Raw genomic sequence first — 15,100 nt, 5'->3', positions numbered from 1 at the left:
CACAATAAAGCAGTGCGGAACATAAACACTCGGTCAGATTTATCTTTTTCGCGCATTCCCGTGGCCCCGACAGGAAAACCAATGGTGCATCAGCCAACGAAACAGGATTGGAGCGGCGTCTTCACGCTGGGCTTGATCTGGGGCGCGACCTTCATGGTCGTCGCCATGGCGCTTGAAGGCTACGGCCCGATTACGGTTGCGACCTCACGGACGACGCTGGGCGCTGTGACCTTGCTTCTGATGATGTGGGCAACCGGTCGCAAGCTGCCGGTTCTGACGCCTGCGCTCAGTATTTCGATTGTCCTCATCGGCGTGTTGTCTACCGCCGTGCCTTTCATGCTGCTGAGTTGGGGTCAGCAATTTGTGCCCTCGGCCTTCGCGGGGCTGTCTATGGCGGCGATCCCGCTGATGGTTTTGCCGCTTGCCCATTTCTTCTCGGACGAGCCCCTGAACCTGCGCCGTTTTCTAGGAGTTTGCCTGGGGTTTTCGGGCGCTCTGGTATTGATCGGCCCGGGCCTTGCACAATTGGGCCAAGGGACAGAACCCATCGCGCAACTGGCCTGCATCACAGCAGCCCTATGTTACGCAAGCTCATCTGTGCTGACGCGACGCTGCCCACCGGTTGACCCATTGGTGTTGGCCGCCCTGACACTGGTTGTGGGGGCCGTTCTTTTGCTGCCCATAATGCTGGTCACCGAAGGTCTGCCAACATGGCAAGGGCCACGCCCGACGATCGCTCTGATTGTGTTGGGATTGCTTCCAACCGCTTTCGCCACCCTCTTGCGTGTTTCGATCACCCGCAGCGCCGGTTCGGTTTTCTTGACACTGGTGAACTACCAAGTGCCGATCTGGTCGATGGTGTTTGGCGCTTGGATCCTGTCCGAGGCCCTGCCCCTACGCTTTTACATCGCACTGACCCTGATCCTGACCGGCATGGCCATCAGCCAGTGGTTCAGCCTGCGCAAGGTTCTGTTCGGGCACTAGCCCGCTGCAGCTTCGACCTCGGCCACGATACTGTCGACAACCTGGGTCAGCAGCCCATCGTCTTCACATTCAGCCATCACTCGGATCAACGGCTCGGTCCCGGATTTGCGGATCAGCAACCGGCCCTGCCCGTTCAGCCGCGCTTCGGCATCCGCGATGGCAGCCTGAACGCTCTGAACCTCCAACGGGGTTTGCCCACTGGTATAACGCACGTTCTTGAGAAGCTGAGGCACCGTTTCGAACTGTTTCGACAGATCCGACGCCTTGCGCCCCGAAAGAACCATTTCCGCCAGAAAGTGCAGGCCCGCCATCAATCCGTCACCGGTGGTGGCATAATCGCTCATCACGATATGGCCGGATTGTTCGCCGCCAAGGTTGAACCCGCCTTCGCGCATCCGTTCGACCACATAGCGGTCCCCGACCGAGGTGCGCTCCAGACGCAATCCCTGCCGTGTCAGGTGACGTTCGAGGCCCAGATTGGACATCACCGTCGCCACCAGGGCGTCGCCTTTCAGCTGATCCGATTTTTTCCATGCCGTCGCCAGCAGAGCCATAAGCTGATCGCCATCGGCCACCTGACCGGTTTCGTCGACCACAACAACCCGGTCTGCATCACCATCCAGACAAATGCCGACATCTGCCCCATGGGCCACAACCGTTTCTGCGGCCAGTTGCGGATTTGTCGATCCGCAATTGAGGTTGATGTTCTTGCCGTTGGGCGCAACGCCAACCGGAATGACATCAGCGCCCAGTTCCCACAAAACCTCGGGTGCAGTGCGGTGGGCCGCGCCGTTTGCGCAATCGATGACCACTTTCAGACCATCCAAACTCACGTCACGGGGCAACGATGATTTCACACGTTCACCATAGCGAAACCGTGCATCATCGACACGACGCGCCCGACCGATATTTTGGGCTTGAGCGGGCCGGACGCCTTCGTCGATCAGTTTTTCGATCTCGATCTCGGCCTGATCAGACAGTTTGTAGCCATCCGGCCCGAAAAATTTGATCCCGTTGTCTTCCGCCGGGTTGTGGCTGGCCGAGATCATGACCCCAAGATCAGCGCGCATAGATCGCGTCATAAGACCAACCGCCGGTGTCGGCACGGGGCCTAGCAGCAATACGTTCATACCCGTCGAGGTCAGACCGGCCGTCAGCGCATTTTCGAGCATGTAACCGGACAGACGTGTATCCTTGCCAATGACAACCCGGTGCACACCTGTCGTGTCACGGCGAAAGTAACGCCCGACCGCAGCGCCGATGCGCAACGCCATTTCTGCCGTCATCGGATGCGTGTTGGCGGTGCCCCGCACCCCGTCGGTTCCGAACAGCTTGCGCATACGTGTCACTCCGTGATTTGTCGTGAGACCGGATTACCGGACAGCAGCCCATAGGCGCAAGGCCTGAGAGGTCTCGGCCACGTCATGAACACGGATGATTTGCACGCCCTGAGACAATCCTGCCAGTGCAACAGCAATTGATCCCGGCGCACGCGCTGTCTTGCGAGGCTCTTGCCCGATGGAACCGATGAATCCTTTGCGCGACGCGCCCAGCAGGATCGGGCAGCCCAAACCGTGGAACAGGCTGAGATTTCGCAGCAAAGTCAGATTGTGATCCTCAGTCTTGCCGAACCCGATTCCCGGATCAACGATGATCAGATCCCGACTGAGGCCCGACCTCTCTAGCAGTGCAATCTGGTTGTCCAGAAAGTCATACACATCCAGCAAGACATTGTCGTAATGCGGATTGTCCTGCATCGTGGCGGGATCGCCCTGCATGTGCATGACACAAACAGGTGCGCCCTGCGCCGCGCAGAACGGTGCCAGATCAGGGTCATAGGTAAAACCCGAGACATCGTTCACAAGCCCCGCTCCGGCCTCATACGCGGCGCGGGCGACGCTGGCTTTGCGCGTGTCGATCGAGATCAGAGCGTCCGTTTCCGCCCGGATCGCTTCGATCACCGGTCGCGTGCGGGCGATTTCTTTGTCTGCAGGTACAAAATCCGCACCCGGACGGGTCGATTCGCCACCGATATCCAGAATGCCGGCCCCCTGCACCACCATATCAACCGCCGCCGCGCGGGCAGTCTCAGCCGAGCTATGGACGCCGCCGTCCGAGAAACTGTCCGGCGTGGCATTCAGAATACCCATGATATGCGGCACTTGCATATCCAGACCCGCGATGTCAGCCCGCGCTTGGGTCAAACGGCTCAGATGGTCCGACGGAACGTCCGAAGCCGCTACGATCACGGGTTCAGCCCCACGCCGCAGAGCTTCAACATGGGTGAACCAAAGCGGTTGACCCGCCAGCGGCTGGGCACCGGAAGGCCGGGTCGAGCCATGTTGAACCAGTGGCTTGAAATAAACGCTCACAGCTGGGCTTGATCCACGGCCACTGCGCGCAGCGGCGTTTTGGGCTCTTTCGGCAATGCGCCGCCGATCACCATCATTTCGCTGGCTTCAAAGGTCGCCGCGAACCAAGCAGCGAGGGCCACAGCATTCGATGGTGCGGCAGATGGACCGTCCACCGCATCCAACACGATCTTGGACGGGGCCCAGACGCAGATTTGGCCGTTCTTCATGGCCCAATCCAGTTCCGTCCGGGTCGAGACCACGACACAACGGTGATCCCGTGCCGCCAGAACCCAAGCATTCTGTTCAATGGTCAGTAGATCAATCCGTCTCTGCGTCATCGCGTGGCCGGTCTGCGGAGCGGCGAGGTCCGCCGCCCCAACACACAGGATCAACGGGCGTTGACGGTTTTCCAACTGGTCGATCCACCCCGTCAGATTGTCCGAGGCAATCGCTTCGTTCGACAGGTAAACCAGGCGCGGATGTGGACGTTCTTCCTCGACCATTTCATGATGAATCGAGTCCTTTCCACGTACAATTTCAACACCTAGCGCGCCCGGACCACGGTCCAGTTTTTCAATGCGAACAAAGACCCTTACGGCTTGATGCTCAAGTAAGATACGCTCGGCGACACGGTCGGCCAGCGTCTCAAGCAGATTCAGACGTTCCGCCGCCAGCTCAAAGGCAATCGCTTCGGTGACGCGATCATAGGACAGGATACGATCCACGTCGTCGTCAATATCAGCGGTCAGCGGGCGCACCTCGACGACGATGTTAAAGCAAATACGTTGGGTCGTTCCCCGCTCGGCCTGGAAGGCACCGATCTCGACTTCGACAATGTGATCGCGCAGCGAAATGCGATCCAGCGGACCTCGTGGTGAGGTTGCCTCGGATCTTTCGGACGGGTGTGCGAATGCCAGGCGGACTTCAGAACTCATGGGACAGGCCTTTTTGGGCTCGTTGCATAGATTGCCTACTATAGGCTTTGCCGGGGCCTATAGCACTCATACAAGCGCCATTCCAACCGCCGATTGCGGCGTTAGGCGACCCGAAACCAGCTCATCATCCCAGATGCGGCATGTCCCAGCATATGGCAATGCAACAGCCAGTCGCCCGGATTGTCCGCGATCAACGCAATCTGGCGGGTCTGGCCCCGCCCAACCAGAACAGTGTCGCGCCACGGGCCTAGGGACCCATCGCCCAAAATCAGTCGGAAATGATGGCCATGCAAATGCATTGCATGTGGAAAGGCTGTTTCATTCACGAACTCTACCCTGTGCAGACTGCCGATTTCGGCTTTCAGGAACGGATCATCGGGGCGTTCGGCATAACCGTTCAGCGCCCAGAACCGACCCAACTGTGCCAACTCGCGGCCCGACAATTCGGTTTCTCCTATCCGAGCGCTTTCCAGCCAACGCATCGCGCCGCCCTGCAGAACCATCTTATGCAAAGGCGTGCTTTCAAGATTCTTGATTTCTGGCAGAGGATTAGGTGGCAATGCAGACACATTCTGCCTTTGCACCTTGGCGGCATTGCCTGCGACGTCGAAACGCGTCAGGCCAAAGGCCCCGTCTCTTTCGATACTAACCAGGCTTGCCGTGTCGCCTTCGGTGATGACGTCGACAATCAGGTCCGCGCGCTGTGCAGGTGCCAGCGGAAACGACCCAGACAACTCCAACGGAGTTTCCAGCGGCATCCCATCCAAGGCAACGATCCATCCCGACAGGCCGTCGAGTTTCAGATCATAAATCCGCGCGTTGGAGGCATTGATCAATCGCAGTCGAAGGCGATCATGTCTTTGCACAGAAAACGCAGGATCAAACGATCCGTTAACAGTGACGAGGTTTCCAAGCCGGCCAGCGTGGCTCAGGTCATGGCCATTGTCGAAATCGTCTGTAATCTCTGCGGTTTCTGGATCGAGCCGCCAATCATCCAACATCAAAATCAGGTCCTGATCGATATCTGGCGCTCGGGCCTCTTCAACGATCAGCGGCCCGTAAAGGCCGCGCGCAACCTGCTCCATTGACCGGTTATGCGCATGATACCAATACGTGCCTGCATCACGAGCAACAAAGTCGTAATCAAACGAGCTCCCCGTTTCGACTGCGTCTTGTGTGAGTCCGGGTACGCCATCCATGGCATTGTCTATTCGGATTCCGTGCCAATGGACCGAGGTCGGCTGAGGGACTTGATTCACAAGCCTGCGCTGAACACGCGCACCTTGCCCGACCCTTATGGTCGCTCCAGGGACAGAGCCATTGAAACTCCAAACCGTCGTTTCAGGAAACCCATCGGGCGCTACAAGTTGCTTGGTCTCGCGCGCTTCGAGCAACGGATACGCGGCCCGGGCCGCAAGCGGCAGCAACGAAGCTGCGGCAGCAGTTTTCAGAACGTGTCTTCGGGTGAAAAGCATTACGGGCCTCCTGGCCCGTAATATAGACTGCAACTTGTTTCGCGCCATCAAGCTTCCAGCGCGGGTGCGTCAATCAGTTGCTCGCTGTCCGATAGTTGTGGCGATAGAAGATGTGCACACCAATCCGCGCAGTCTGCTTGTAAACTCGCGACCAGGATGGGCGCACTGCGGTGGTGTGATAATGGGTCGCCCCCTCGGTCAGCTCTTTCGCCGCACCGTCCATAGCAGCACGGGCCACTTTCGACACGCGCTCATAGGCTTTCTTCTCATGGATGACTTCCTTGCGGCCATCGCATGTGTATGTGAACTGGCACTGGTATTTTTTGCCGGTGCCTTGACGGATTACACCGCACAGTGAGTCCGGAAAACGACCGCTATTGACCCGGTTCAAGATGACCTCGGCCACAGCGAACTGTCCACGCACGCTTTCACCACGCGCCTCAAAATACAGCGCCTCGGAAAGGCACTTCCAGTTTTCGTCACCGGTTGCTTTTGGCTGCTGGTCAAGCCAGTCTTTGGAATAGGTGACTACGACCGGCTCCGCGGATTTGCGTGGCTGGAACAGCTTAAAGTAGTCACGGAAGCTCTGCCCCGGCAATTCATTCCGGGCCACAAGCTCGTTCTTGGCAGTTTCGGTTGCTTCCCTCTCGGCGAAGGACGCACTTGGCAGCATGGTTGCCGCCAATGTGGCAACAGCCATTATATAACGTAGCATCAGATAACCTCGCACAGGCACTTTACGCGCCATACCCTCCCCCGGCGGGCGCGACGAGGCATCTAACGCAACCAGACGCAAACGTCCAGCCTTTTGAAAAAAGCAAGTGGAAAATCGCCCGTCGTGAAGAATTACTTCACCTACGAGTGGCCAGATACCCCACTAATCCTTGGGATACAGGCCCCTGTCAACCCCCAAGTCTGGACGAAATCGCCAGTTGAGCGGCAGCCAGCCGAGCGACCGGAACCCGGAACGGAGAGCAGGATACATAGTCAAACCCCAAATCCCGGCAAATCGCGATTGATTCGGGGTTACCGCCATGTTCGCCGCATACCGACAGGGTCACGTCAGGTTTTGCAGAACGCCCACGTTCGGCACCCAGTTTCAGCAATTCGCCCACACCGTCCGGATCAAGGACGTGAAATGGATCTTCGCTAAAGACACCCTGCCGAACATAGTCTGACATGAAACGACCCGCATCATCGCGCGACAAGCCATAGGTCATCTGGGTCAGGTCGTTTGTTCCGAAACTCATAAACGCCGTCTGCGGGGCAATCTCTTCGGCGCGCAAACAAGCACGCGGGGTCTCAACCATAACACCCAGTCGGTAGTCGAATTCCTGCCCCTGCTCGGACGCAACCGCAGCGGCTACCGTGTCGATGCGGGATTTGACCAGCTCGACTTCGCGCTTTGCCGAAACCAGAGGGATCATCACCTCGGGCACGACCGCAGCACCGTTTTGCCGGGCCTCCAGCGTGGCTTCGAAAATCGCGCGCGCCTGCATGTCATAGATTTCCGGAACGGTCACTCCCAGACGCACCCCGCGCAGACCCAGCATCGGGTTGTATTCGCTCATGGCAGCGACACGGCGTTCAACATCTGAAACAGGCAGGTCAAGCGCTTCGGCCAGTTCGCGTTGGCCAGTTCTGGTGGTGGGCAGAAACTCGTGCAGAGGCGGGTCGAAGAGGCGAATGCAGACCGGCTTGCCCTCCATGATCCGGAAAAGTTGCACAAAGTCTTCTCGTTGCATCGGCAGCAGACGTTCCAGCACCGCCGCCCTACCAGATGACGTTTGCGCAAAGATCATTTCGCGCATCACGATCAAACGACCGGGATCAAAGAACATATGTTCGGTCCGGCACAGACCGATCCCCTGTGCCTCGAAATTCCGGGCTGTCTGCGCATCGGCAGGCGTATCGGCATTGGCCCGGATATCAATGTCGCGCTCGGAATCCGCCCAGGCCATCAGCGTCTGAAAACAATCGTCCAGCGCAGCCTCGAGCATTGCAGGTTGCCCCGCCAGCACCTGGCCCGAGCTGCCATCGATGGTCAGAACATCACCAGTTTTAAAGACACGCCCATCCGGAGCCGTCAGCATCTTTTTCTTTGTTTGAAACCGAATGCCGGACGCGCCAACGATACAGGGCAACCCAAGCCCGCGCCCGATAACTGCCGCATGGCTGGTCATCCCGCCTTTTTCGGTCAAAACCGCAACAGCCGCGTGCATCCCGCGAACATCTTCGGGCGAAGTTTCGCGGCGCACAAGAACACAGGCTTCCCCCCGCGCAGCGCTCGCTTGAGCCTCAGCCGAAGTGAATACGATCCTACCGGTCGAGGCACCCGGGCTGGCCCCGATAGCCGTAGTTAAAACGTCACGCCGCGCATCTGGATGCACCTGACGGTGCAAAAGCTCGTTCAGCGCATGCGGGTCCACGCGCATTACCGCCTCTTGCTGGGGTATGGTCCCGTCTTCGGCCAAACGAACCGCGATCCGCATGGCCGCACGAGCGCTGCGCTGCACCCGCACGCCGTCCAAGATATGCACATTTCCGTTTTGAATGACGAATTCGACCTGCATCTCTTCACGCAGTTTTTCACGCATCAAGGCGGCTTGTTCCTTGAGTTCGGCAAAGGCTTTAGGCGCCACTTCCTCAAGCGATGGACCGCGCGGGTCCTTTTCAAGAAACAGCGCGGCAACATCTTCGCCCAGCGCATCCCGGCCCTGGCTCTGGCTCAGGTAACGACCGGTGATCTGCTGCATTCCGGTTGTGGAATCGACCAGTTGCAGGACACCAGAACCACATTCCCCCTGCCCGACACCGGGGATCATTTCTTGAATGACCAACCCAAGTCCGGCATCCGCCGGAGCACCCTTGGCCTGCCGCAACAGGCGTGCGGATGTTCCATCCCAGGCACGGGCCATCGAACGTAGAACGCCGATCAACTGCTCGCCCCTATCTTGGGGAAAGGCCTCGTCCGTTTCATCTTCATAGGCGCGCAGCGAATGGCCCAGCCCCTCGCTGCCATCCATATCGATATCATCGAAGACATCCGCGTCCAGCCGCGCTACGTGGATGGCATAGCTTTGAACGAATCTCAGGTACAACGCCGCGGCAGCCTCTGCGCCCATCGTATCGGACAGGTCCACGTAACGCGCATCATTCATCCCGATATTCAGAACTGCGCCAGGCCCTCCCCAGTCAGGGTCCTCAGAGCTTGGTCGGACGCAAAGCAATGAGGCGGGGTCAAATTGTTCAAGGATCGCCTCCAGGTTCGGAACTTCGCCTTCCGCAATTTGATGGACGGCATCAAACGACAGCGCCACTGTCCGGGGTACCGGCAGGTCCAGACGAACAAGCCGTTGCAGGCACTTGGCCCGCCCACCATGGGTATTGGCCGTAACCGGCGCGTCGGTCGTTATGAGCGTGGTATGCGGATTATTCTGCACTGCAGCACCTTTTGGTTTGCGTGCAGCATAAGCGCTTGCGCCCTTCGCGCAAGGGCGTTCTGGGCGCGCAATGGCCGCGCGCCCAGAGATTTACCCTTCGATAAGGGTCAGATCGGCGACACTGGAACAGACCGTCCGGATCTGGCTGAGCAGGTTCAAGCGGTTGCGGCGTAGAATGTCATTGTCGGTATTGACCTGCACATCCTCAAAGAACGCGTCCACTGGCCCGCGCACGGCGGCCATGGCGACCATGGCGGTCGGGAAATCTTCGGCCTTGAGCGCCGGATCGATCTGCGCCTGCGCCTGATCCAAAGCTGCAAACAGCGCCTTTTCGCTGTCCGTCTCGGCAAATTTCACATCCGCGCCATAGGAGTACTCAACCCCGTCCTTCTCCTCGGCCTGAGTCAGGATGTTGTTGGCACGCTTGAATCCCTGCACGAGGTTTTCGCCATCCTCGGTCGCGATCACCTCATTCAGAGCACGGGCGCGTTTGACCAGCAGGTTAAGGTCGTCATTGCCATCCATCGCGATACAGGCGTCGATGATGTCGTGACGGATACCCTCGTCGCGGAGGAAGACCTTCAGGCGATCGTGGAAGAAGGAGAGGAGGTCATCGGATGCGTCAGGAACCTTTTTCTCTAACTCAAGAAATGCCGCCGCAGGCAATCCGCCAATTCTTTCTTTGACAGCCTGAAAAGCCCCGCCAAATACACCGTGATCCGCAATCTCCTCCAGAAGGTCGCGGACATTTGCGTCCGGCAGCGCCTCACTGATGGCGCTCTCTGCCCGCACTAACTGGCTATCAAAAAAGCGGTCCAAACTGACACGCAGATTGTTATCCAAAACCAGCCGAATAATCCCCAACGCCGCACGGCGCAGCGCAAACGGGTCTTTCGAGCCGGTCGGTTTCTCATCGATTGCCCAGAACCCGGTCAGCGTGTCCAGCTTGTCGGCCAGCGCCACGGTCACCGACAGCGGTGCGGTCGGCACATCATCCGACGGCCCCAACGGCGAGTAATGCTCCTGCGCCACGGCGGCCACGGCGGTGTCCTCGCCTGCGGCCTCGATGTAATACCGACCCATAAGCCCCTGAAGTTCGGGGAATTCATAAACCATCTCGGAGTTCAGATCAGCCTTGGCCAGACGCGCGGCTTTGTCTGCCTGATCCGCATCTGCCCCGACCACCGGGGCCAGTTCGCGGGCCAGCGCGGCGATGCGATCAATGCGCTCGGCCTGTGTGCCCAGTTTGTTGTGGAAGGTCACGTTCTCCAACGCTCGGGTCCATTGAGCGATGTCCGACTTGGCGACACGCAGGTCGTTCTCCCAGAAGAATTTCGCATCCGCCAAACGGGCCGAAAGAACCTTTTGGTTCCCCGCCAGAATGGTTACGCCATTGTCGGCGGTTTCGCGGTTGGCCACGGTGATGAAGCGTTCGATCCGGCCTGTTTTAGGGTTCTTCACGGAAAAGAACTTCTGGTGTTCCTTCATCGAGGTTTGCAGCACCTCGGGCGGCAGATCGAGGAATTCGTCGTCGATCTTTCCCATCAGCACCACGGGCCATTCCACCAACCCGGCGACTTCGGCCAGCAGGCCCCTGTCTTCGACCACGTCCAGACCGGCGGCAAAGGCCATGTTCTGTGCGTCGTTCCAAATATGCTCGGCCCGTTCCTCGGGCGACAGCACGACGAACGCAGTTTTCAGCTTGGCGGCATAATCTTCAAACGATGTAACGGCAAAACGGTTGGGTGCCATGAAACGGTGCCCTTCCGTGGTATCGCCGGATGTGATGCCTTCAACCTCGACCGGTACGACCTGAGACCCGGCTTCATCACTCAGGATACACAGGATCGAATGCAGCGGACGGACCCACCGTAAAGTCCCACTGCCCCAGCGCATGGACTTTGGCCAGGGGAAGTTGTGGATGGTGGCTTCCAACACTTCCGCCACAATGTCAGCCGCAGGACGCCCTGCTTTTTCGATGGTTGCAAAGTAAATTGCGCCTTTGGGTGTGTCGCGTTCTTCCAGTTGATCGCGGGTCAGGCCAGCGCCTCGCAGAAACCCCTCGACGGCTTTGTCCGGCGCGCCAACCTTGGGGCCTTTGCGTTCTTCTCGAATGGTGGGGCTTTCTGCCAGCAGCCCTTCGACCGCCAGCGTCAAACGACGCGGCGTGGTCAGGGCGGCGGCCCCGGCATAGGTCAAACCGGCCTCGACCAAACCGTCGGTAATCCGCTTTTTCAGGTCCTCACCGGCGCGGGTCTGCATACGCGCGGGAATCTCCTCGGAAAACAGTTCGATCAGCAGGTCAGGCATTGTCGGTCCTTAGAAATTGACGATCGTCTGGATGACGATGGCATTTGCGATATCCACAAAGAAGGCGGATACAAGGGGGAGCACAATAAAGGCAATAGGCGATGGGCCATATCGCTTGGTCACGGCGGTCATATTTGCAATAGCGGTGGGTGTGGCCCCCAATGCAAAGCCCCCGAAACCCGCTGCCAGAACCGCCCCGCGGTAGCTTGAACCCATGAGCGGAAACAGCACCCAGATCACAAAGGCAACAGTAAACAGCGTCTGCGCCGACATGATCACCGCAATCGCCATCCCCAATTCGGCAATTGTCCAAAGCTGAAGGCTCATAAGGGACATAGCCAGAAACGCGCCCAGTGCAAACTCCGAGATCAGGGCCAGCGAGGGCGTGCGCGCAACAGGTGGGGCGGACGGCACCAAAGCCGTTCGCAGATTGGAAATCACGATACCCATCAGAAGGCACGGCACGAACAACGGCAATTTCAGTCCAGCAGCGGAAATCGCCTCGCCCAGTATATAGCCGAAGATGATCGCAAGGTTCAGATGCAGCAGGACTCGCATGATTGACATATGGTCTATGCCCGAGGCCCCAGGCTCGTCGTCGGGCAGCCCCACAGTATGTTCCTCATCGGGTCGATCAGGGGTCAGGTTGCGGGATTCGACCAACAGGCGCGCGATTGGGCCACCGACCAAAGCTGCCAGAACCAGGCCCAGCGTGGCCACCGCAACGCCAAGTTCGGTTGCGCCGTCCAATCCGGTCGCGCGCGCAACTTCGGGTGCCCAGGCAATTGCCGTTCCATGTCCGCCGATCAGTGCGGCGGATCCGAACAAAACCCCGGCTTGCGCCGGATAGCCAAACAAAGACGCCCCCGCCGCCCCGATCACGTTCTGCGCGATGATCGTCAAAAGCGTCAAAACCAGAAGAATTAGCAAAGGCTTACCCCCTGCTATCAAATCAGAAAACCGGGCATTCAGACCGATCCCGGCAAAAAACAGAACCAGAAGAGAATCTCGGGTGTTCAGTTCGAAGGACAGTTCGAGGTTGAACAAAAGATATAGGGCCAGAACGACAAGTGATGCCAAAAGCCCACCGGTGACGGGCTCGGGAATATTGAACTGTCGCAGCACCACGACCTTGCTGTTGATCCGCGCGCCCAGCAGATAGACTGCAAAGCCCAGAGTTGCGGTGATGAAATCCGGGATTGTTACAGCGTCGGCCAAGGCGATCTCCTCAGTATTCAGGGCGCGGGGGGCACTCCTCTCCGACGACCGTACCGTCATAAGCCTTTTCACCGCAATTGTTCAGAACGTGCCAGATAAAGCCCCGGCCGTCTTCGGTAACCGCCACGATGCGATCAACACCGTAATGCACGTTTTTTTGGCCGATGAATGCCTGCGCCTTATCGGATTTCAGGTTCTCGGCCAGGGCCGCGGCATCGTAGCAGTCAAACCAGCCGGGTGCGGTCAGTGGCGTTGTCTCGTCTGCTTGAAGGTAGGTGGCCTGCAGTTCTTCCAGCGCGACATCGGTTTCAAAACACGCGCGGAACCGGATCGGAGAGCTGTCTGCGTCAATGGCCTGAAACGAAGAATAGGAAATGGCCACCGGCGCCTGAGTTGCGTCAACGGACAGAACTACATCCCTGCCTGGAGTGGGCTCAACATCATAGTAATAGCCGTAGACCTGCAGATAATACATGCCAGCGCCTGCAATAGCTGCAGACATGAGCAGGATGAGTGCCAGAATTTTTCCAGTCATCTTTCGATGCTTCCCTTTATGCAGGTACTTCCAAGTGCTTCAGAAATAGGCCACGTTTCACCGCAGAACAGAACGACCCGAGGTGAACAGTATGGATACCACTCTTGCCGTTGGATTTTTCGGCGCGCTTTTTGCCATTATGAACCCGGTGACGAACCTGCCCGTTTTTCTGAGCGTGACGCAGAGTCTTTCGGCAACCGACCAACGCAAGGTTGCGATCAAGACGTCCCTCTACTGTCTTATCCTTGGCGGAGCGTTTGCAGCCGTCGGCAGTCAGGCGCTTGGCTTGTTTGGCATAACCGTCGATCACCTGAGAGTTGCCGGCGGTCTGGTCGTCCTGATGATCGGCTTGAACATGCTGAACGGCAACGAAAGCAGTTCGCACCACGGAACGGATGACGAGAAAGAAGAATACCTCGCGGCTGAGACAGTTGCCTTTTATCCTCTGGCCTTTCCCATACTTGTCGGCCCCGGAACTATCACGACCTTGATCCTGTATGCGCATCACGTGAAAAATCCCATTGAAGCAGTTGTTTTCGCGGGTGTTTTCTTGTCGGTCGTTGTCCTTTTGTTGATCACGTTCTGGAATGCGGCATGGCTGGCCGAGCGCCTTTCGGGCAACGCGCGCGTGATTATGAGCCGCTTTATGGGCATGATCTTGTCGGCCATCGCGATCGGCATGATCGCGGACGGCCTGAAAACACTGTTGCCGGGGCTGGCCTGATTGGCCCATCAGGCTTGGAACCCGGCCGCCTCGGTCTGAACAAACGCATCCGCGCATTGCTTTGCTAGCGCCCGCACGCGGCCGATATAAGCCTGTCGCTCGGTCACCGAGATCACCCCTCGCGCGTCCAGCAAGTTGAAGATGTGGCTGGCCTTGATGCACTGATCATAAGCCGGGTGAGCCATGATAATGCGCTTGCCGGTTTTTGGATCGTCGTGCTCTTGTGCCAGAATGGCGGCGCATTCGTCCTCGGCCTCTTCGAAATGACGCAGCAGAACTTCGGTGTTGGCAACATCAAAGTTCCAGCGGGCGTATTCCTCTTCGGTTTGTTTGAAGATGTCACCGTATTTCAACGGGCTGGGCGATTGCGGGTCGTTGAACGGCATGTCCATAACGTGATCGACGCCCAGCACATACATGGCCAGACGCTCCAGACCATAGGTCAGCTCACCCGAGACGGGTGCACAATCATGGCCACCCACCTGTTGGAAATAGGTGAACTGGCTGACTTCCATACCGTCACACCAGACTTCCCAGCCCAGACCCCAGGCGCCCAGCGTGGGGCTTTCCCAGTCATCCTCGACAAACCGGATATCATGCAGTTCCATGTCGATGCCGATAGCCTCAAGGCTGCCCAGGTACAGTTCCTGCAGATCGGGCGGGCTTGGTTTGATCAGCACCTGATACTGATAGTAATGTTGCAACCGGTTTGGATTCTCGCCATAACGACCATCCGTCGGACGGCGCGAGGGCTGAACATAGGCTGCGGCCCAAGCCTTGGATCCCAGCGCACGCAGAGTGGTCGCGGGATGAAACGTCCCTGCCCCGACTTCCATGTCATAAGGTTGCAGAATCGCGCAACCTTTCGAGGCCCAATAGGTCTGAAGCCGCAGGATAATCTCCTGGAATGAACGCGGTGCGCTGTTCGGTTCGGTCATTGCATTCCCTCTGGGCATCCTTGCGCCCGGTTCCGGTCGGTTTGGCCCTTCCTATGCAAGGGGCCAAGGGGCGTCAACGGGGCTTTGGCCCACGGCTGTATCTGCGCGGCCACACCGCAAATTCCCCGTATTCGCGGCATGGCAATTGACACCTGAAATCGCGTACTCTGCGCCAAAGCACAAA

At 58.2% G+C, this 15,100-nt stretch carries 12 protein-coding genes; 2 read left to right on the top strand and 10 right to left on the bottom strand.

The features are described 5' to 3' along the window. The first annotated feature begins 81 nt into the window (after window positions 1-81). Window positions 82-984 (top strand): DMT family transporter, encoded by a 903-nt coding sequence (locus AC2FJZ_RS05295; protein ID WP_496776340.1) that lies wholly within the window; start codon window positions 82-84, stop codon window positions 982-984. Here the strand turns inward: AC2FJZ_RS05295 and glmM are convergent. From glmM to AC2FJZ_RS05250, 9 genes are all read right to left on the bottom strand, one after another. After that, window positions 981-2,324, bottom strand: coding sequence for a phosphoglucosamine mutase (glmM, locus tag AC2FJZ_RS05290; protein ID WP_496673433.1), 1,344 nt, complete (start codon window positions 2,322-2,324; stop codon window positions 981-983). The genes AC2FJZ_RS05295 and glmM overlap by 4 nt on opposite strands. Before the next feature lie 33 nt (window positions 2,325-2,357). Further along, entirely contained in the window at window positions 2,358-3,356 is a 999-nt protein-coding gene (gene folP, locus AC2FJZ_RS05285; protein ID WP_496776338.1) for a dihydropteroate synthase, read from the bottom strand. Further along, the gene (locus tag AC2FJZ_RS05280) at window positions 3,353-4,273 is read right to left on the bottom strand and encodes a dihydroneopterin aldolase (RefSeq protein ID WP_496776337.1); all 921 of its coding nucleotides are present in this window, start codon (window positions 4,271-4,273) and stop codon (window positions 3,353-3,355) included. Before AC2FJZ_RS05280 ends, folP begins: the two co-directional genes overlap by 4 nt. A 101-nt stretch (window positions 4,274-4,374) precedes the next feature. Then, window positions 4,375-5,748: a multicopper oxidase family protein gene (locus tag AC2FJZ_RS05275; RefSeq protein ID WP_496776335.1), complete on the bottom strand. Its 1,374-nt coding sequence runs from the start codon at window positions 5,746-5,748 to the stop codon at window positions 4,375-4,377. A 73-nt stretch (window positions 5,749-5,821) separates the two neighbouring features. Further along, complete coding sequence (locus AC2FJZ_RS05270; RefSeq protein ID WP_496776333.1) at window positions 5,822-6,463, bottom strand: cell wall hydrolase; 642 nt, start codon at window positions 6,461-6,463, stop codon at window positions 5,822-5,824. A 187-nt stretch (window positions 6,464-6,650) separates the two neighbouring features. Continuing rightward, window positions 6,651-9,191 carry a putative PEP-binding protein gene (locus tag AC2FJZ_RS05265; protein ID WP_496776331.1) on the bottom strand — a complete coding sequence of 847 codons (2,541 nt, stop codon included), beginning with the start codon at window positions 9,189-9,191 and terminating at the stop codon, window positions 6,651-6,653. 90 nt (window positions 9,192-9,281) lie between these two features. Then, window positions 9,282-11,501, bottom strand: a complete 2,220-nt coding sequence (glyS, locus tag AC2FJZ_RS05260; protein WP_496776329.1) for a glycine--tRNA ligase subunit beta — start codon at window positions 11,499-11,501, stop codon at window positions 9,282-9,284. Window positions 11,502-11,510: 9 nt separating this feature from the next. Next, entirely contained in the window at window positions 11,511-12,719 is a 1,209-nt protein-coding gene (gltS, locus tag AC2FJZ_RS05255) for a sodium/glutamate symporter (protein WP_496776328.1), read from the bottom strand. Between the two features lie 10 nt (window positions 12,720-12,729). Further along, window positions 12,730-13,254, bottom strand: coding sequence for a DUF6446 family protein (locus AC2FJZ_RS05250; protein WP_496673451.1), 525 nt, complete (start codon window positions 13,252-13,254; stop codon window positions 12,730-12,732). Window positions 13,255-13,345: 91 nt separating this feature from the next. On the opposite strand from AC2FJZ_RS05250, the gene AC2FJZ_RS05245 reads away from it, so the two are divergent. Next, complete coding sequence (locus AC2FJZ_RS05245; protein WP_496776327.1) at window positions 13,346-13,978, top strand: MarC family protein; 633 nt, start codon at window positions 13,346-13,348, stop codon at window positions 13,976-13,978. Between the two features lie 8 nt (window positions 13,979-13,986). On the opposite strand, the gene AC2FJZ_RS05240 is transcribed toward AC2FJZ_RS05245, so the two are convergent. Further along, window positions 13,987-14,916 carry a glycine--tRNA ligase subunit alpha gene (locus AC2FJZ_RS05240; RefSeq protein WP_496776326.1) on the bottom strand — a complete coding sequence of 310 codons (930 nt, stop codon included), beginning with the start codon at window positions 14,914-14,916 and terminating at the stop codon, window positions 13,987-13,989. Window positions 14,917-15,100: the final 184 nt, after the last annotated feature.

The sequence above is a fragment of the Ruegeria sp. CDSA079 genome (genome assembly GCF_059612245.1).
The sequence above is the reverse complement of the archived record's forward strand: the minus strand, read 5'-3'. Positions and strand labels throughout refer to the sequence as shown.